Below are 18,355 nucleotides of genomic sequence, written 5' to 3' on the forward strand. Positions count from 1 at the left end.
GCCCGATCTTCTCCGACCCGGAAACGGACCTATCCAAAACGATAGCCGAACCGCGCGATATCCCGGGCGCAGAGCTCCGCCACGAGCTCTGCGAGCGAGTCGTCGTAGTAGATCCGGTAATCCTCGGCCCGCCGCGATTCGTTCAGACGCGGGATTCGGTCCAGCCGGAACCCCAAATGCGACTCGACCGCGGCAAGATCGTGGTCGAGACGCTCCAGCCGGACGAAGGCCCTGCACCGCTCGCGCCCCGCCGCGTCGGTCACGTAGGCGCCATAGTCCTGCGCGCCCACGGCCGCCCGCGTCTGCGGATGCCGCAGGAAATCCGCGAAGTCGGTCCGCCGCGCCAGCGCCACCGCCGGGTGGTCGAAGCCCTGAACCCGCAGCCAGTGGTAATAGCTCACCATCCGGTCCCAGGGGTTGCGCACCAGCGTGAAGACGAACATCCCGTCCAGCTCGTCGCCCGAGACCAGCCCGTCGATATCCGCCAGCGTCGAATGCTTCCACAGCCGCCCGCGCGTCTCCACCCCGCGCAGCCGCCGCCGTCGCCGCTTGGCCTTGGGCGTGTCGCCGATCAGGATGTCGTCCTTCATCGCCCGCGCCTCCAGCGCCAGGGACAACGCCGTGCCGCCGGTCTTGGGAACATGAACGTAGATATAGCGCCGCCCGCGCGAGATGATCATGGACCGCCCATAGCAGATTACCCGCGCCCCCGGAACGGGCGCTTTGCCCCTTCAAGCCGGCGCCCCGGCCCCCTATCCTCGCCGCAAGGACATCACCGGGGAGGAGCAACCGATGGGCTGGCTGGCCGACGAGACGGGGCTGGAGAAATGCGCGGCGAACCATGCGCCGCTCACGCCGCTGTCGCACCTGAACAGGGCGGCGCGGCTGTTCCCCGAGCGCGAGGCGCTGGTCTACGGCACCACCCGCCACAGCTATGCCGACTATCACGCCCGCGTCTCCCGCCTCGCCTCGGCGCTGGCGCAGGCCGGCATCCGCCCCGGCGACGTGGTCGCCACGCTCCTGCCCAACATCCCCGCCGCCGCCGAGACCCATTTCGGCGTCCCCGCGGCCGGCGCGGTCCTGAACGCCATCAACGTCCGGCTGGACACCCACACCGTCGCCTACATCTTCGCCCATGGCGGCGCGAGGCTGGTGCTGGTCGACAGCCAGTTCCTGCCGCTCGCCGAAGCCGCGGCAGAGGCGATGGACGGCCCCGCCCCGCACATCGTCGAGGTGCCCGACGACCAGGCCGGCCACCCCTCCACCGGCCGCTACACGACCTACGAGGCGTTCCTCGCGACCGGCGACCCAGCCTTCGACTGGATCCTGCCGCAGGACGAATGGGAAAGCCTGGCGCTGAACTACACCTCGGGCACCACCGGCCATCCCAAGGGCGTCGTCTATCACCACCGCGGCGCCTACCTGTCGACGATGTCCCAGGTCGTCTCCTGGCGCATGGTGATGCACCCGGTCTACCTGACCATCGTGCCGCTGTTCCACTGCAACGGCTGGTGCCACACCTGGATGATGCCGCTTTTGGGCGGCACCGTCGTCTGCTGCCGCCATGTCGACGCGAAATCCATCTACGACGCCATCGCGGACGAGGGCGTGACCCATTTCGGCGGCGCGCCCATCGTGCTGAACACCCTGATCCACGCCGACGACGCCGACCGCCGCGCCTTCGACCAGACCGTCGAGGTGTTCACCGCCGGCGCCCCGCCGCCGGCCGCCACGCTCCGCGCGATCGAGCCTCTAGGCTTCAACGTCACCCAGGTCTACGGCCTGACCGAGGTCTACGGGCCCGGCACCGAATGCCTGTGGAAAGAGGACTGGGACGCCCTGCCGGACAAGGAGCGCTACGCGATCAAGGCCCGCACCGGCGTGATGATGCCCTTCATGGAGGACTGCACCGTCCTCGACCCCGAGACGCTGCAGCAGGTGTCGATGGACGGCGCGACGCAGGGCGAGATCATGTTCCGCGGCAACGGGGTGATGAAGGGCTATTACCGCAACCCCGAGGAGACCGCGAGATCCTTCCGCGGCGGCTGGTTCCATTCCGGCGACATCGCGATCCAGCATCCCGACGGCTACATGAAGATCGTCGACCGCTCGAAGGACGTGATCATCTCGGGCGGCGAGAACGTGTCGTCGGTCGAGGTCGAGGACATCCTGATGCACCACCCGGCCGTGCTGCTCTGCGCCGTCGTGGCCAAGCCGGACGAGACATGGGGCGAGGTTCCCTGCGCCTTCGTCGAGCTGAAGCCCGGTCAGGACGTCGCCGAAGACGAGCTGATCGCCTTCGCCCGCACCGAGCTTGCCGGCTTCAAGACACCCAAGGCGGTGGTCTTCGGCGAGCTGCCCAAGACCTCCACCGGCAAGATCCAGAAATTCGAACTCCGCAACAGGGTGAAGCAGGCGTGATCCGAAGGCGCGCCTGCGGCGCAAGAGATACGTGCGTCCGGCACCCGGACCGACCCGCCGGCCCGGCCCCGGACGGCCGGCGCGGCCACAAACCGAAAGGACACCGCTGATGATCGACCTCTATACCTGGACCACGCCGAATGGCCGCAAGGCCTCCATCATGCTGGAGGAGCTGGGGGTTCCCTACACGGTCCACGAGGTGAATATCGGCAAGGACGAGCAGTTCGCCGCCGACTTCCTCGCCGTCTCGCCGAACAACAAGATCCCCGCCATCGTCGACTGCGACACCGGCCTGTCACTGATGGAATCCGGCGCGATCCTGCTCTACCTCGCGGAGACGCACGGCCGGTTGCTGGAGGATGGCGGCGAGAAATGGCGCGTGATCGAATGGCTGATGTGGCAGATGGGCGGGCTCGGCCCGATGGTCGGCCAGGCGCACCATTTCCTGTTCAACAATCCCGGCAAGGCGCCCTATGCCGAGGAACGCTACCGCAAGGAGACCCGCCGGCTCTACGAGGTGATGAACACGCGGCTGGGCGGGCGCGACTATCTCGCGGGCATCGGGCGCGGGAGCTATTCCATCGCCGACATCGCCAGCTGGCCCTGGGTATCGCGGTTCGAGCGTCACCAGGTCGACCTCGCCGACTTTCCCGCCGTGCGCGACTGGTATCTCAGGATCGCCGAGCGCCCCGCCGTCCAGCGCGGCTATGACGTGCCGTCCCGGGGCGAGGCCGTGCCGATGCCCTGACCCCGTCATGACCGCCGCGCCGACCCGGCCCGTCTTGGCCGCCGTGCCGACCCGGTCCCGTCATGACCCGCGCGCCGCGCCGGCCCCGTGCCCCGACACTGCGGGAGGCCCAAAGCCACGGCAGGCGCGACACGACTGGAGGCCCAACGCCACGGCAGGCTCGACGCCAGGGCAGGCCCGACGCTATGGCCGGCCCGACGCCACGCGAGACCCGACGCCACCGCAGGACCCGGCCGTCGCCTCGCAGCTCTTCATCTTGGTCCAAATACTCCGGGGGGTCCGGGGGGCAGCGGGGAGTCCGGGGCAGCGCCCCCGGCGGATCGGATCGCGCAGCGGTCCGAGACGAACCACCCAACGCGCCGCCGCCCGTCAGCCCCGAGACCTCAATAGATATACCGGATCTGATCGCTCCAGTACCGCTCCACCCGCCGCAGCGCCGAATTGATCTCCTCGATCCCGTTCAGGTCCAGCACGGCGCGCGACTCGAGCCCGTCGGCATGGCGCACGAACAGCTCTTCGACGATCTGCTGCACGCGGCGGCCCTTCTCGGTCAGCCGGACCCGCACCGACCGGCGGTCGATCTCGCAACGCTGGTGGTGCATGTAGCCCGCATCGACCAGCTTCTTGAGATTGTAGCTGACATTCGAGCCCTGGTAGTAGCCGCGGGTCTTCAGCTCCCCGGCGGTCACCTCGTTTTCGCCGACGTTGAACAGAAGCAGCGCCTGGACCGCGTTGATCTCCAGGATGCCGAGCCGCTCGAACTCGTCCTTGATGACGTCCAGAAGCAGCCGATGCAGGCGTTCGACGAGGGACAGCGCCTCAAGGTACTGCGCCATGAAGTTCCTGTTTGCGGCGCTCGCGATCCGGGATTGAATGCTCATCATGCTCTCCGCCATGCACTGCTCGTGGCACCGGCATAACGGGCGAATCGCAAATTTTCGGTTAAGCGGACAGCGGGCGCGGCGCTCGCCAGTTAGAGGCCCGGTCAGCGGGCCCCCGCATGGCGGGCGATCTCGGCGATCAGGGGCGCATGCGCGGCCGGCGCCGGCACCTGCCCTGTGACCCAGGCATAGAGATCCTGGTCGTTCTCGTGCAGCAGCGCATCGAACCGGTCGAGCGCGGGGGCGTCCATCGCCGCCAGCCGGTCGGCGGCGTAGGCGCCCAGGATCAGGTCCATCTCCTTGATCCCGCGCCGCATCGCCCGCATGTGCAGGCGCTTCAGCCGGTCCGCATGCGCCTCGGCCATCACCCCTGCTCCCGGATCGCGCGCTGCAGCCGCTTTTCCACGCTGCCCAGCCGCTCGGCCGTCCGGCTCAGCGAGGCGCGCAGCTGGCGCAGCTCGGTCAGCAGGGCGCCGTATTCTTCCGGGATCGGGTCGGCCTCGGGCTCGGCCAGCCCCTCGCCCTCGCCGTTCAGCAGCCACACGAGCGAGACGTTCAGCACGCCGGCCAGCATCGACAGCTTGTTCGCCCGGGGCTCCGACAGATCGTTCTCCCAGGAATTCATCGTCTTCAGCTTGACGCCGATTCGGCGGGCGAGATCCGCCTGGCTCAGCCCGAGCGCCTCGCGCGCGGCCACCAGCCGGTCGCCGAAGGTCGCCGCGTCGTTGGAATACCAGCCGCCGGTCGCGGCCGCGCCGTTGTCGTCCATGCTCTCCTCCGGTGTCGCGCCCGGGATCCCCGGGGGCCTTGTGCGCGTATCGGCGCCAATCTACACGTTGACCCCGGCGCAATCCAACCGGAGACGACCATGTCCTTCCTGTCCGCGACACTGGCGCGGGTCAAGCCCTCGCCCACGATCGCGATGAACACCCGCTCGCAGGAACTCAAGGCCGAAGGCCGCGACATCATCGGCCTGGCGGCGGGCGAGCCGGACTTCGACACGCCCGACACCATCAAGGAGGCCGGCATCGCCGCGATCCGGGCGGGCAAGACGAAATACACCGCCCCCGACGGCATCCCCGAGCTGAAGCGCGCCGCCTGCGACAAGTTCGCCCGCGAGAACGGGCTGAGCTACGCGCCGTCGCAGATCAGCGTCTCCTCGGGCGGCAAGCAGATCCTCTACAACGCGCTGATGGCCACGCTGAACCCCGGCGACGAGGTGGTGATCCCGGCGCCCTACTGGGTCAGCTACCCCGACATGGTGCTGCTGGCCGGCGGCACCCCGGTGACGGTGGAGGCCGGGATCGAGACGGGCTTCAAGCTCACGCCGCAGGCGCTCGAGGCCGCGATCACGCCGAAGACCAAGTGGTTCATCTTCAACTCGCCGTCGAACCCCACCGGCGCGGGATACACCCGCGACGAGCTGAAAGCGCTCACCGACGTGCTGATGCGCCACCCCCATGTCTGGGTGATGACCGACGACATGTACGAACACCTCGTGTTCGACGATTTCGCCTTCACCACGCCGGCGCAGGTCGAGCCCGGCCTCTACGACCGCACGCTCACCTGCAACGGCGTCTCCAAGGCCTATGCGATGACCGGCTGGCGCATCGGCTACGCGGGCGGGCCGGAAGAGCTGATCGCGGCGATGCGCAAGATCCAGTCGCAGTCGACCACCAACCCCTGCACCATCTCGCAATGGGCCGCGGTGGAGGCACTGACCGGCCCGCAGGACTTCCTCGCGCCGAACCGCGCGCTGTTCCAACAGCGCCGTGACCTCGTCGTCGCCGGCCTCAACGCCTGCCCCGGCATCGACTGCCCGGTGCCCGAAGGCGCGTTCTACGTCTATCCCTCGATCGCCGGCTGCCTCGGCAAGACCTCCGCCGGCGGCGCGACGATCGACAGCGACGAGGCGTTCTGCCTGGCACTCCTGGAGGAAACCGGCGTCGCGGTCGTCTTCGGCGCGGCCTTCGGCCTTTCCCCCCACTTCCGCGTGAGTTACGCTACGTCGAATACCGCTCTGGAAGAAGCCTGCCGCCGCATCCGCAGCTTCTGCGACGGGCTGAAATAAGGAACCAGAATGGCCGCCGACCTTCCGGAATACTACTTCCGCACCCGCGAGAACGGGGCCTTCGTCTACCGCGTCGACACCGAGAACCGCCAGCGCCGGATCGAGATGGAACAGATCGCGGTGGTCAACATCCGCAACGGCCAGATCAAGCCGCACGGCCCGCGCGAGCTGTCCGAGGCCGACATGGCGGCGATCCGCGAGTGGATGGCAGAGCGCGAGGAGGTGCTGGAACGGCGCCGCCTCGACGATATCCACCGCGCCGTCGATCACCTGAACCAGACGGCCCACTGGGCGCAGTCCGACGCCACCGACGCCCAGCTCGAAGAGATCACCGACACGCTGCTGATGGCGATGCACGATCTGCGCGCGGTGCTGGTCCGGAAGAAGGCCGACCGCCTGATGAAGGGCATGAAGGACAACGCGGAGAGCTGACGATCGGACGCGGCCCCGACCCGTCCGTCCGTCCGCCGCCCTCCGACGCAGCGGCCAGGGACGCTCGGGCACCGGTCTTGCCCGCGCCCCAGGAAGCGTCTACCCCGAACGCGCCCAAAGGTGGGGTAGGATGCTCCTGTTCACGATCTGGCCGCTCTTCGCGCTGATCCTGCTCGGCTACGTGCTGAGACGCGCCGGCTTTCCCAGCGCGGGCTTCTGGCCGGCGGCCGAACAGCTGACCTATTTCGTCCTGTTCCCGGCGCTGCTGGTCGCGACCCTCGCCGACGCCCCGGTGCGCGACCCCGGGCTGCTGCGGCTCGGCGGGGCGGCGATCGCGACGATCTGCCTGGCCGCCGCGGCGCTCGCCCTCGCCCGCCGCGGCCTCCCGGTGCCGGCGGCGCGGTTCGGGCCGGCGCTGCAGGGGGTGGTGCGGTTCAACACCTATCTCGGCCTCGCCGTCGTCGCGAGCCTCGCCGGCACGCCCGGCCTGGAACGGGCGGCGGTGTATCTCGCCGTGGCAGTGCCGCTGGTGAACGTCCTGTCGATCCTGGCCCTGACCGATGCGCACCCGGCGCGCGGGCCGCTGACCCTGCTGCGCACCGTCCTGCGCAACCCGCTGATCCTGGCCTGCGCGGCCGGCTTCGCGCTCGCCCTGACCGGCATCGGCCTGCCCTATGGCACCGGGCGCTTCCTCGACCTGCTGGGCCAGGGCAGCCTGCCGCTGGGCCTGCTCTGCGTCGGCGCGGCGTTGCGCCCCGCGGCGATCCGGCGCGACATCGGCGTGCTCGCCGGGCTCGGCGCGCTGCGCCTGCTGGCGATGCCGGTGCTGGCGGCGCTGACCGGCCGGCTCCTGGGGCTGGGCGAGGCCGAGCTTCTGGTGCTCGTCGTGTTCTCGGCGATCCCGACCGCACCGACCTCCTATGTGCTGACCCGCCAGCTGAAGGGCGACGGCACACTGATGGCCGGGCTGGTCACGGCGCAGACCCTGGCCGCCGTGGTGACGATCCCGCTGGTCCTGACCGGTCTCGGCATCGGCTGAGGCACCGCGCGGTCAGGCCGGCGCCGCCCCCAGCCGCGCGACCCAATGCGCCGCCCGCTCCTTCAGCATCCGCTCCCGCGTCATCGGCCGCATCTCCGGGTCGAACGCTTCCAGCACCTCGAACGTCATCTCGCCGGCATAGGCCGCCTGCAGCGCCGCCGGCCGCGCGCTGCCCATCCGCAGCGTGAACCGCAGCCGCCGCTCCGCCGCGCCCAGCCGCATCGCCGCGCCGACCCACACCCGCTCGCCGATCCGCACGGCATAGACGCCGGCATCCGGTGTCGCCTCCTTCCACGCCGCCTTCGCCGCCCGCCGGTCCATCAATGTCTCCGATTCTTTTTACCCGGGCGTTATTGACATAATTTTACCCGGGTGTAAAAGACCCCACATGCAACTGACCGTGTTCGACAACCACCGGCGCATCGCCGCCGGCCCCGTGGACGAGGTGGCCGCCGCCGCCCAGGCGGCGCAGGCGCGCGGCGGCGCCGTGCTGGCCTTCGACGATGCCACCGGCCGCGTGGTCGACCTCGACCTGCGCGGCACGCCGGCCGAGATCGCCGCGCGCCACGCCGCGCCGCCGCGCCGCGGCCGCCCCAAGCTGGGGGTCAAGGCGCGCGAGGTGACGCTGCTGCCGCGCCACTGGGACTGGCTGAAGACCCAGCGCGGCGGCGCCTCCGCGGCGCTGCGCCGGCTGGTCGAGGAGGCGATGCGCGCCGAGGGGCCCGGCCCGCGCCAGGCGCAGGACGCGGCCTATGCGGCGGCCACGGCGCTCGCCGGCGACCTGCCCGGCTACGAGGAGGCGATGCGCGCGCTTTTCGCCGGCCGGCTCGCGGAGATGGAAGCCCACGCCGCCCCCTGGCCCGAGGACGTCCGCGCTTACGTGCTGAAACTCGCCGGGGGCCCAGCCCCCTGACACCAGGATTTTCTAGAAAATCCTGCCCAACGAAATCTTCTAGAAGATTTCGCCAAGCGGATTTTTCTAGAAAAATCCGCCCCTTACCCGAAAGGAACCCGAGTGATGCCCACGCTGGCGCCCTCCGACACCGCCGCCCGCGCCCTGTTCGCGCGCGAGCAAGCGGGCCCGGTCGTCATGGTCAACCTGCTACGCTTCCGCGAGATGGCCGACTATTCCGCCGCGCCGGACCGCGCCCCGCCCGCGCCGGTCTCCGGCGCCGCGGCCTATGCCCGTTATGTCGCCGAGACGCTGCCGCTCCTGGAGGCGTCGGGCGGCGCCGTGATCTTCGAGGGCCGCGCCGAACGCTGGTTCATCGGCCCGGAGGAGGAGCGCTGGGACCACGTGCTGATCGTCCGGCAGGCGAGCCTTTCGGCCTTCCGCGCCTTCGCCGACGCCCCGGCGGCGCAGGCGGCCCTGGTCCACCGCACCGCCGCACTGGCCGATTCCCGCCTGCTGCCGGCCTATCCCGGACCGGCAGCCTGACGGGCGCGTCGCCCTCGGACAGCCCGGACGTCCGCGGCTGAAGTTAGCGCTATCTCCATAAAAATCAGAACCTTACACCCCTGTCCAACCTTGGACACTCCGCGCGCGCGGCCCGGACACCCCTCTCCCATTGCCCCGCCCCGACCCCTCGCCTAAACCTGAGCGGCAATCGTTTTCCAGGGAGGCCCCCATGACCGACACCCCCAGCTACGGCTTCGACACGCTCCAGATCCACGCCGGCAGCCGGCCCGACCCCGCCACCGGCGCCCGCCAGACGCCGATCTACCAGACCACCGCCTATGTCTTCCGCGACGCCGACCACGCCGCCGCCCTGTTCAACCTGCAGGAGGTCGGCTACATCTATTCCCGCCTGACGAACCCCACGGTCTCGGCCCTCCAGGAACGCATGGCCACCCTCGAAGGCGGCGCCGGCGCGGTCTGCTGCTCCTCCGGCCACGGCGCCCAGATCATGGCGCTGTTCCCGCTGATGGGCCCGGGCAAGAACGTGGTCTCCTCCACCCGGCTCTACGGCGGCACCGTCACCCAGTTCAGCCAGACCATCAAACGCTTCGGCTGGTCGGCCAAGTTCGTCGACACCGACGACCTCGACGCCGTGAAGGCCGCCATCGACGACGACACCCGCGCGCTGTTCTGCGAGTCCATCGCCAACCCGGGCGGCTACATCACCGATCTGGAGGCGATGGCGAAGATCGCCGACGACGCCGGCATCCCGCTGATCGTCGACAACACCTCGGCCACCCCCTTTCTCTGCCGCCCGATCGAGCACGGCGCGACGCTGGTCGTCCACTCGATGACCAAGTTCCTGACCGGCAACGGCACCGTCACCGGCGGCGCGATCGTCGACTCCGGCACGTTCGACTGGTCCGCCTCGGGCAAGTTCCCCTCGCTGTCGGAGCCCGAGCCCGCCTATCACGGCCTGAAGTTCCACGAGACCTTCGGCCCACTCGCCTTCACCTTCCACGGCATCGCCGTCGGCCTGCGCGACCTCGGGATGACGCTGAACCCGCAGGCGGCGCACTACACGATGCTGGGCATCGAGACCCTGTCGCTGCGGATGGAAAAGCACGTCGCCAACGCGGAGAAGATCGCCCAGTGGCTGGAGGGGCACGATGCGGTGGAGAAGGTCACCTATGCCGGGCTGAAATCCTCGCCCTATTACGACCGCGTCGCCAAGGTCTGCCCGAAGGGCGCCGGCAGCCTGTTCACCGTCACCCTGAAAGGCGGCTACGAAAGCTGCGTGAAATTCGTCGACGCGCTGAACCTGTTCAGCCACGTCGCCAACCTGGGCGACACCCGGTCGCTGGTGATCCATTCGGCCTCGACGACCCACCGGCAGCTGACGCCCGAGCAGCAGAAGGCCGCCGGGGCCGAGCCCAACGTGGTGCGGCTGTCGATCGGGATCGAGGATGCCGACGACCTGATCGCCGACCTCGACCAGGCGCTGAAGGCGTCGGCCTGACGCTTCGGACGGCTGGCGCCGTCCGACCCGCCGGGGGGACGCTGTCCCCCCGGACCTCCAGCCGACTGTCCCACCGGATCCGCCTTTTGCGTATTTTCAACGAGAAGAAGATGCGGGGGGCGTCGCCCTGGACCGACGCCGGGAACCATTTCTCAATCTTCTCCGCATAAGGCTGCGCGCAGAGGATGCGTGCCATGGCGGAACAGACCAGCGCGGCGATCCGGCTTCCGGTCGCCTTCATCGAGGACCTGTCGCGCGCCGCCAGTATCGAGGCAGTGCTGGCGACGGCCGCCGCCTGGCTGCCGGACCTGAACGACGCCGACCGCGCGAAGCTGACCTTTCGCGACGATACCCGGCTGATCGCGCGCGGCGCGCGGCGCGACGGCATGCACGATATCGACGAGGATCTGGCGCCGATCCGCCCAGGCGACCCGCGCGACCGCGTGCTGCAGAGCGGCCTGCCGCTGCAGATGGACGCCGCCGCCCTGGGGCGCGACCCCGACCCGGCGATCCAGGCGCTCTACGACCAGGGCATGCGCACCGCGCTGTTCGTGCCGATGCGCACCGCCGGCGCCACGGTGGGAATCATCGGGCTGCAGCGCCGGGCGGCCACGCCGTTCGGCGACCTGCAGATCCGTCAGCTCGGCGCCGCCGGGAGCTGGATCGCGGCGCAGGCGCGGCTGATGCAGCAGCTTCGCTCCAACGCCCGGCTGGCCGAGACCGATCCGCTGACCGGGCTGGCCAACCGCGCCCGGCTGATGCGCGTGCTCGACGGGCCCGGCGCGCTGCACCAGGCGGACGGGCATGGCCGCATCGTCGGCGTGCTGCACGTGGATCTCGACCGCTTCAAGGAGATCAACGACCGGCTGGGCCATGCCACCGGCGACGCGGTGCTGACCCAGGCGGCCGAGATCATGCGGCAGACCGCCGGTCCCACCGACCTGGTCGCCCGGGTCGGCGGCGACGAGTTCGTGATCGCGACGCGCACCGACCGCCAGGGCCGGCACCTCGCCCGGCTCGCCGCGGCGCTGGCCGGCCGGCTGGCCGCGCCGATGCGGGTCGGCGGCGTCGACATCCGCTGCCCCGCCTCGATCGGCACGGCAATGGCCAACTCCGGGGCCAGTACGGGATCCAATAAGGGGGCCGGTTCAGGGACCAGCGCCGGCGAGGCCGGTACCGGGGCGGAGCGGCTGATCGCGAATGCCGATCTCGCCCTTTACGAGGTCAAGCGTCAGGGCCGCGGCGGCGTGCGCGCCTTCGCCACGGAGATGCGCGACCGGTTCGAAGCCCGCCGCAGCCTGCACGCCGAACTGCGCGCCGCCGTCGAGGAGGAGGCGTTCGAGCCGCATTTCCAGCCAATCGTGACCCTGGCGGACGGGGCGCTCGCCGGGGTCGCGGTACTGGCGCGCTGGCCGCATCCCGACCGCGGCCTGCTGGCACCGGAGGGCTTCCTCGACGCGGCCGCCGAGGTCGGCCTCGCGGCGCGGATCGACACCATCGTGCGCGCCAAGGGGCTTTGCGCGCTGGCCCGGCTGCGCGCCGCCGGCTGGACCGCGCCGGTGATGTCGGTCAACATTTCCGCCGACACGCTTTCGGACCCGGAGCTGCCCGAGACGCTGCTGTGGGACGTCCTGGGCCAGGGGCTGCAGCCCGCCGACCTGCGGCTCGACGTGGCGGAATCGCTGCTGATCGCCGATGCCGAGGGCCGGGTCCGCGACCGGATCGCCGCGCTGTGCGCCAAGGGCTTCGCGGTGGAGATCGACGAATTCGGGACGGGCCACGCCGCCATGCCCCGGATGCGGCAGCTGCAGCTCCGCGGCCTGAAGCTCGCGCCGGCGCTGACCGAACACCTGCCCGACACCTGCGCCGAGGCGATCCTGGGTGCGATCCTCGCCATGGGCGCCGAGCTGGGCCTCTCCGTCACCGCCAAGGGCGTGGAAACGGCCGAGGAGCTGGCGCGGCTCCACGCGCTCGGCTGCGACCGGGCGCAGGGCCGTGCGGTCTCCGCGCCGCTGGACGAGGCCGCGCTGACCGACTACCTGCGCCGCCACGGCAACCCCCGTCTCCCGCTGGCCGCCGGCTGACAGCGACCGGTCAGGCCGCGTCGCGCAGGCCGAAAAAGCCGGCCGTCTCCGCCATGACGCGGTCCCGCACCTCCGGCCGTTCCATCAGCACCTCGTGCTCGGCCCGGTCGACGAGCTCCAGCCGCCCGCCCGGCCAGCCGGCCATCCGCGCGTGGATCGGGTCGGTGTCGACCACCCGCTCGTTGCCGCCGAGCCAGGTGAGGCAGGGCACCTCCGGCGCCGGCCGCCGCGCCAGCGCGCGCGTCTCCATCAGCGCCTCGAACAGCCAGTGCAGACTGGGCCCGCCCAGCGCCAGATCGGGATGCTCGGAGACCTGCCGTAGCATATAGTCGAACATCTCCCGGTCCGTCGTCAGCACGTTGTCTTCGAACGGCGCGCCCTCGACGTAGGTCTCCGGCGCCGTGCCCGGCACATAGCGGTGCCCGAAGCCCATCCGCTGCGACGCCCAGGACAGCGACCAGGCCACCGGCCGCAACAGCCCGCTGATCGGGATGCCCCACATCGGCGCGGTAAACGCGGCCGCCCGCACCGGCAGATCCTCCATCAGGCTGCGCAGCCCGATGCAGCCGCCCATCGAATGGGCGATCAGGAAATAGGGCTCCGCCAGCCCCTCGGCCCGCGCCAGCCGCAGCATCTCGGCCACGTCGAGCTGATAGTCGGGAAATTCGATCACATGGCCCGTGGCGCGGTCGTCGAGATGCCGCTCGGCCAGCCCCTGCCCGCGCCAGTCGATGGCGATGACCGACAGCCCGAGCGCCCGGAACTCCCCGGCGGTCCGGCCGTATTTCTCGACATATTCGGTGCGCCCCGGGAACAGCAAGACGGTCCCCCGCGTCCCGCCCGGCCAAACCGCCAGCCGCAGCCGCACCCCGTCCTCGGCCCGCACCCAGACGGCGCGGGCGTCTTCCGGCCCCTCGGCGACCGCGTGGTGGAACGGCGCCGGCTCGGGCATGTCAGTTGAGAACGGCGCCCAGCTGCATCGCCATGCCCATGTCGCCGTCGACCGACAGCTTGCCGGTCATGAAGGCCGAGGTCGGGTCGAGGTCGCCTTCGAGGATCGCGCGGAAGGTCTCGGCATCCGAGGTGAGCGTCACGTCGGCCTCTTCGTCGGCGGCGCGTACACCGGCCGAATCGAGCATGATGGACCCCTCGTTCTCGATCACGAACTTGGCCCGGCCGTCGAACTCGCTGGTGTCCTTCTCGCTCAGCGCCGCGACGGCGCCGTTGATGACGTCGCTCATGGAAGAGGCTCCTCGATTTGTGACCCGCGCGGGGCTCGCATTTCGCTTCCGCAGCAGTATGCTCCGGTTATGGGAAAGATGAAACGGTTCTGCAAATCTGTCGTTGCGACATATCTCCTGACCGCCGGCGCCGTGCTGGCGCAGGAGGCGGATATGGACGCGCTGCTCGCCGAACTGGCCGACCCGGACACCGGGAACTGGGAGCAGGTGGAGCGCAAGATCCGCCTGGAATGGTCGAAATCCGGCTCGCCCGCGATGGACCTTCTGCTGATGCGCGGCCGCGACGCGATCGAGGACGGCGACCTGGACCTCGCGCTCGACCACTTCACGGCGCTGACCGATCACGCGCCCGATTTCGCCGAGGGCTGGACCAGCCGGGCCAGCGTCTACTTCCAGAAGGAGCTCTACGGCCCCGCGCTGCACGACCTGGGCCGCGCGCTGACGCTGAACCCGAACCATTTCGAGGCGCTGTCGGGCCTTGCGGTGATTCTCGAGGAGACCGGCAATCGCGAGGACGCGCTGGAGGCGTGGCGGATGGTGGCCGACCTGCACCCGCACCGCCCCGAGACCCAGGCGGCGATCGAGCGGCTGGAGAAGGAATTCGGCGGCTCGTCGCTCTGAGCCGCCCGCTCCTATACATCGCCCTCCGGCTGCATTACATCCAATTTGAGTGAAACGGACAGGACCGGGACGCAAAGGCCCCCGAGGGGTCGGCGCAGAGGCCCCGCGGCGGGGCCCGACCCGGTAAGCAGAGGCAGTACGATGGGCGAACAGGCGCGGATCACGGCGGTTCTGGGGCCCACCAATACCGGCAAGACCCATTACGCGATCGAACGGATGCTGGCGCATCGCACCGGCGTCATCGGTCTGCCGCTCCGGCTCCTGGCGCGCGAGGTCTACGACCGGATCGTGAAGCTGCGCGGACCGTCGGTGGTGGCGCTGGTCACCGGCGAGGAGCGTATCGTGCCGGAGCGGACGCAATACTGGGTCTGCACGACCGAGGCGATGCCGCAGGGCCTGTTGCCCGACTTCCTGGCCATCGACGAGGTTCAGCTCTGCGCCGACCCCGAGCGCGGCCACGTCTTCACCGACCGCCTTCTCCGCGCCCGCGGCACCCACGAGACGCTGCTTCTGGGCGCCGACACGATGCGCGGCGCCATCGCGGCGCTGGTGCCGAAGGTCCAGTTCGCCCGCCGCGACCGGTTCTCCGAGCTGCTCTACATCGGCCCCAAGAAGATCAGCCGGATGCCCCGCCGTTCGGCCATCGTCGGCTTCTCGGTCGACCAGGTCTATGCCATCGCCGAGCTGATCCGCCGGCAGAAGGGCGGCGCCGCGGTGGTGATGGGCGCGCTCAGCCCGCGCACCCGGAACGCGCAGGTCGATCTCTACCAAAACGGCGACGTGGACTACCTGGTGGCGACCGACGCCATCGGCATGGGGCTGAACCTCGACATCGACCACGTCGCGTTTTCGTCGCTCGCCAAGTTCGACGGCCGCCGGATGCGCCCCTTGCAGCCCAACGAGCTGGCCCAGATCGCCGGCCGCGCCGGCCGTTACACCCGCGACGGCACCTTCGGCACCACCGGCGAGGCGCCGGGGCTGGACGAGGGCGTGGCCGAGGCGATCCAGGACCACCGCTTCGCGCCCATCCGCAAGCTGCAATGGCGCAATCCCGATCTCGACTTCGGCTCGATCCCGGGCCTGATCGACTCGCTGGAGGCGAAGCCCGACGACGAGCGCCTGACCCGCGGCCGCGAGGCCGACGACCTGATGGCGCTGAAGCTTCTGGGCGACGTCGACGCGGTGCGCCAGCGCGCCACCGGCCCCAAGGACATCCAGCTTCTCTGGGACGTCTGCCGCATCCCCGATTTCCGCGGCATCAGCCATGCCGAACACGCGGGGTTGCTGGAGACGATTTTCCGCTATCTTCAGGAATACGGCCGCGTCCCCGACGACTGGCTGGCGCGGCAGGTGAAGCGGATCGACCGCACCGACGGGGAAATCGACACCCTGTCGAAACGGTTGGCATATATCCGCACATGGACCTATGTGGCGCAGCGCTCGGGCTGGCTGGATGACGAAACTCATTGGCGCGGCGCGACCCGCGCTGTAGAAGACCGTTTGTCGGACGCCCTGCACGAGCGGCTGACGCAAAGATTTGTGGACCGGCGCACCAGCGTGCTGATGCGCCGGCTCAAGCAGAAGGAGAGCCTTGTGGCCGAGGTGAACGACAAGGGCGAGGTGACCGTCGAGGGCCAGTATGTGGGCCGGCTGGAAGGGTTCCGCTTCAGCCAGGACAAGGCGGGGTCGCCCGACGAGGCCAAGACGCTGCGCCAGGCGTCGCTGCAGGCGCTGAAGCCGGAGTTCCACCTGCGCGCCGACCGGTTCTACAACGCCCCCGACACGGAAATCGACTTCACCGACCAGGGCGGGCTGATGTGGGGCGAGCTGGCGATCGGCAAGCTGGTCGCGGGCCCCGAGCCGCTGAAGCCGCAGGCCGAGGCCTTCGTCGACGAAGAGGCCGGGCCGGACGTGCAGCAGAAGGTGCAGCGCCGGCTGCAGCATTTCATCGACCGCAAGGTCGCCACGCTGTTCGAGCCTCTGATGAACATGCAGCGGGACGAGACGCTGACCGGCCTCGCCCGCGGCTTCGCCTTCCGCATGGTCGAGGCGATGGGCGTGATCCCGCGCGACCAGGTCGCCGGAGAGGTGAAGGATCTCGACCAGGACGCCCGCTCGATGCTGCGCAAGCATGGCATCCGCTTCGGCCAGTTCACCGTGTTCATGCCGCTCCTGCTGAAGCCCGCGCCGACCCGGCTGCGCCTGGTGCTCTGGGGTCTGTCGCAAGGGCTGGACGAGTTCCCCGACAGCCCGCCGCCGGGCCTGGTGACGATCCCGACCCACGGCGACGCGCCCGACAGCTATCATACCATGGCCGGCTATCGCCGCGCCGGCGACCGGGCGATCCGCATCGACATGCTGGAACGCCTCGCCGACATGCTGCGCGCCGAGGACAGCCGCGGCGGTTTCGAGGCGACGGCCGACATGCTGTCGATCACCGGCATGACGCTGGAGCAGTTCGCCGGCCTGATGGAGGGCCTCGGCTACAAGGCCGAGAAGGGCGAGCGCGAGAAGGTGAAGCCGGTGGCCGAGGTCGTCCCCGGCGACGCCGAGCCCAGCGCCCCCGCCGACGCGCCCGAACCGGGGCCCGACGCGGCCGACGCCCCCACCCCCGACACCCCGGTGATGGACGCGGGCGAAGAACCGCAGGGCGGCATCACCGGCCAGCCGGAGGCGCCCGCGCCCGCCGAGGAACCGGCCCCCGAGGCCGAGGTCGAGGCGGTTCCGGCCGAGGGCACCGCGCCCGTCGACGAGGTCGCCGACAACGTCGAGAAGGTCGACGACCAGATCGCCGAGACGCCGGAGGAAGAGATCCTGCCCGGCACCGCGCCCGACGCCGATGCGGGCCCCGAGATCGAGGTCTACTACACCTTCACCTGGGCCGGTTTCGGCCGTAAGCGCGAGGGCAATCGCCCGCCCAAGGGCAAGGGCAAGCCGAAGGGCAAGGGCAAGCGCCCGCCGCAGGCCAAGGGCAAGGGCGGCGACGGCCAGAAGGGCCGCAATTACGAAAGCCGCCCGCCCAAGAAGGACAAGATCGACCCCGACAACCCCTTCGCGGCCGCGCTGATGGGGCTGAAGGACAAGACTTGAACGCGCGCCCCTGATGGGCCGTCGGTTTCAGGAGGCGACGATGAGTATTGCAGCCGCCCAGACCTTTTCCGCCCAGCAAGCGGTGGATGCTGCGTTCGCCGAATTTCACCGGTTCTTTGCCGCCGCGGACGTCAAGAATGCCCTTCTGGAAGAGCTCGACTACGACGAGCAGGCAGACGAATGGCTTGTCAGAATCGGGTTCGATGTGGGGCGCACTGCGATCCTGAAACCGGGCACAAACGCCTTGGCCGCGTTGGTTCACCAAGAAGAGGTTCGGCCGGTAAGAGAGACCCGGACGTTTGTACTGCAAGGCTCCGATGGCGCGCTCAAAAGGATCGCTTCCTGATTGGCCGAAGTACTGATCGACACGAACCTCGTACTTCTCTTCGTCGTGGGAGAGGCGAACCCGGGCGCGATCAGCACACACAGGCGACTCGGTGCGTTTGATGCCACTGACCTTGCATTACTCAAGAACCGACTGGCCCGGTACTCCGGCCATGTGACCCTACCGAACATCCTCACGGAAACATCCAACCTGTTGCGGATCGGAAAAGACCCGAGGAGTGCGGAACCCGCCAAGCTTCTTGTGCGCTATGCTCAGACCGCGCGCGAGCTGTACGTACCAAGCCATGACGTCGGCAGTCGTGACGAGTTCTTCAAGTTCGGACTTACCGACACCGCTATCGCCTCGCTGTTCCATGAAGGGATTTCCGTCATCACTGTGGATTTCGACTTTTACGGGTTCCTGACATATCTCGGTATGGACGCGATAAACCTGCGTCACGACCGGTCGCCGAGCCAGTAGATAA

20 protein-coding genes are annotated in these 18,355 nt (G+C 69.6%); 13 read left to right on the top strand and 7 right to left on the bottom strand.

Annotation, left to right across the window (positions count from 1 at the left end; translation table 11 throughout):
* Positions 1-29: 29 nt before the first annotated feature.
* The gene (locus tag P1J78_RS06440; protein WP_275566507.1) at positions 30-680 is read right to left on the bottom strand and encodes a sulfotransferase family 2 domain-containing protein; all 651 of its coding nucleotides are present in this window, start codon (positions 678-680) and stop codon (positions 30-32) included.
* Positions 681-792: 112 nt separating this feature from the next.
* Between P1J78_RS06440 and P1J78_RS06445 the strand changes: the two genes are divergently transcribed.
* Entirely contained in the window at positions 793-2,421 is a 1,629-nt protein-coding gene (locus P1J78_RS06445) for an AMP-binding protein (protein WP_275566508.1), read from the top strand.
* Positions 2,422-2,530: 109 nt separating this feature from the next.
* Positions 2,531-3,169 (top strand): glutathione S-transferase family protein, encoded by a 639-nt coding sequence (locus P1J78_RS06450; protein WP_275566509.1) that lies wholly within the window; start codon positions 2,531-2,533, stop codon positions 3,167-3,169.
* Positions 3,170-3,552: 383 nt separating this feature from the next.
* Here the strand turns inward: P1J78_RS06450 and P1J78_RS06455 are convergent, their stop codons facing one another.
* From P1J78_RS06455 to P1J78_RS06465, 3 genes are all read right to left on the bottom strand, one after another.
* The gene (locus P1J78_RS06455) at positions 3,553-4,050 is read right to left on the bottom strand and encodes a MarR family winged helix-turn-helix transcriptional regulator (RefSeq protein ID WP_275566510.1); all 498 of its coding nucleotides are present in this window, start codon (positions 4,048-4,050) and stop codon (positions 3,553-3,555) included.
* A gap of 104 nt (positions 4,051-4,154) precedes the next feature.
* Entirely contained in the window at positions 4,155-4,415 is a 261-nt protein-coding gene (locus P1J78_RS06460) for a succinate dehydrogenase assembly factor 2 (protein WP_275566511.1), read from the bottom strand.
* Complete coding sequence (locus tag P1J78_RS06465) at positions 4,415-4,819, bottom strand: helix-turn-helix domain-containing protein (protein ID WP_275566512.1); 405 nt, start codon at positions 4,817-4,819, stop codon at positions 4,415-4,417. Before P1J78_RS06465 ends, P1J78_RS06460 begins: the two co-directional genes overlap by 1 nt.
* A 99-nt stretch (positions 4,820-4,918) precedes the next feature.
* Between P1J78_RS06465 and P1J78_RS06470 the strand changes: the two genes are divergently transcribed.
* From P1J78_RS06470 to P1J78_RS06480, 3 genes are all read left to right on the top strand, one after another.
* On the top strand, positions 4,919-6,121 hold the full coding sequence (locus P1J78_RS06470) for a pyridoxal phosphate-dependent aminotransferase (protein ID WP_275566513.1): 1,203 nt from the start codon (positions 4,919-4,921) through the stop codon (positions 6,119-6,121).
* Between the two features lie 9 nt (positions 6,122-6,130).
* Positions 6,131-6,553 carry a hypothetical protein gene (locus P1J78_RS06475; protein ID WP_275566514.1) on the top strand — a complete coding sequence of 141 codons (423 nt, stop codon included), beginning with the start codon at positions 6,131-6,133 and terminating at the stop codon, positions 6,551-6,553.
* 130 nt (positions 6,554-6,683) lie between these two features.
* Entirely contained in the window at positions 6,684-7,592 is a 909-nt protein-coding gene (locus P1J78_RS06480; protein ID WP_275566515.1) for an AEC family transporter, read from the top strand.
* A gap of 12 nt (positions 7,593-7,604) precedes the next feature.
* Here P1J78_RS06480 and P1J78_RS06485 read toward each other — a convergent pair whose 3' ends face one another.
* The gene (locus P1J78_RS06485) at positions 7,605-7,913 is read right to left on the bottom strand and encodes a GIY-YIG nuclease family protein (protein ID WP_275566516.1); all 309 of its coding nucleotides are present in this window, start codon (positions 7,911-7,913) and stop codon (positions 7,605-7,607) included.
* Between the two features lie 67 nt (positions 7,914-7,980).
* Between P1J78_RS06485 and P1J78_RS06490 the strand changes: the two genes are divergently transcribed.
* The 4 genes from P1J78_RS06490 to P1J78_RS06505 all read left to right on the top strand — a co-directional run bounded on the left by P1J78_RS06490 (position 7,981) and on the right by P1J78_RS06505 (position 12,594).
* Positions 7,981-8,505 carry a DUF2239 family protein gene (locus P1J78_RS06490; RefSeq protein ID WP_275566517.1) on the top strand — a complete coding sequence of 175 codons (525 nt, stop codon included), beginning with the start codon at positions 7,981-7,983 and terminating at the stop codon, positions 8,503-8,505.
* A gap of 105 nt (positions 8,506-8,610) precedes the next feature.
* Positions 8,611-9,030, top strand: coding sequence for a DUF1330 domain-containing protein (locus tag P1J78_RS06495; RefSeq protein WP_275566518.1), 420 nt, complete (start codon positions 8,611-8,613; stop codon positions 9,028-9,030).
* A 190-nt stretch (positions 9,031-9,220) separates the two neighbouring features.
* Positions 9,221-10,510 (top strand): O-acetylhomoserine aminocarboxypropyltransferase/cysteine synthase family protein, encoded by a 1,290-nt coding sequence (locus tag P1J78_RS06500; protein ID WP_275566519.1) that lies wholly within the window; start codon positions 9,221-9,223, stop codon positions 10,508-10,510.
* Between the two features lie 194 nt (positions 10,511-10,704).
* Positions 10,705-12,594: a putative bifunctional diguanylate cyclase/phosphodiesterase gene (locus P1J78_RS06505; RefSeq protein WP_275566520.1), complete on the top strand. Its 1,890-nt coding sequence runs from the start codon at positions 10,705-10,707 to the stop codon at positions 12,592-12,594.
* Positions 12,595-12,604: 10 nt separating this feature from the next.
* Here P1J78_RS06505 and P1J78_RS06510 read toward each other — a convergent pair whose 3' ends face one another.
* Together P1J78_RS06510 and P1J78_RS06515 are read right to left on the bottom strand one after the other, a co-directional pair.
* The gene (locus P1J78_RS06510; protein WP_275566521.1) at positions 12,605-13,546 is read right to left on the bottom strand and encodes an alpha/beta fold hydrolase; all 942 of its coding nucleotides are present in this window, start codon (positions 13,544-13,546) and stop codon (positions 12,605-12,607) included.
* A gap of 1 nt (position 13,547) precedes the next feature.
* Entirely contained in the window at positions 13,548-13,835 is a 288-nt protein-coding gene (locus P1J78_RS06515; protein ID WP_275566522.1) for an SCP2 sterol-binding domain-containing protein, read from the bottom strand.
* A 78-nt stretch (positions 13,836-13,913) separates the two neighbouring features.
* Between P1J78_RS06515 and P1J78_RS06520 the strand changes: the two genes are divergently transcribed.
* The 4 genes from P1J78_RS06520 to P1J78_RS06535 all read left to right on the top strand — a co-directional run bounded on the left by P1J78_RS06520 (position 13,914) and on the right by P1J78_RS06535 (position 18,351).
* Positions 13,914-14,456, top strand: coding sequence for a tetratricopeptide repeat protein (locus P1J78_RS06520; RefSeq protein WP_275566523.1), 543 nt, complete (start codon positions 13,914-13,916; stop codon positions 14,454-14,456).
* Positions 14,457-14,597: 141 nt separating this feature from the next.
* Positions 14,598-17,546: a helicase-related protein gene (locus P1J78_RS06525; protein WP_275566524.1), complete on the top strand. Its 2,949-nt coding sequence runs from the start codon at positions 14,598-14,600 to the stop codon at positions 17,544-17,546.
* A 40-nt stretch (positions 17,547-17,586) separates the two neighbouring features.
* Entirely contained in the window at positions 17,587-17,892 is a 306-nt protein-coding gene (locus P1J78_RS06530; protein WP_275566525.1) for a hypothetical protein, read from the top strand.
* Positions 17,893-18,351, top strand: a complete 459-nt coding sequence (locus P1J78_RS06535) for a PIN domain-containing protein (RefSeq protein ID WP_275566526.1) — start codon at positions 17,893-17,895, stop codon at positions 18,349-18,351. It begins immediately after the preceding gene.
* Positions 18,352-18,355: the final 4 nt, after the last annotated feature.

It is taken from the genome of Psychromarinibacter sediminicola (assembly GCF_029168335.1).
GTDB classification, from domain to species: Bacteria; Pseudomonadota; Alphaproteobacteria; order Rhodobacterales; family Rhodobacteraceae; genus Psychromarinibacter; species Psychromarinibacter sediminicola.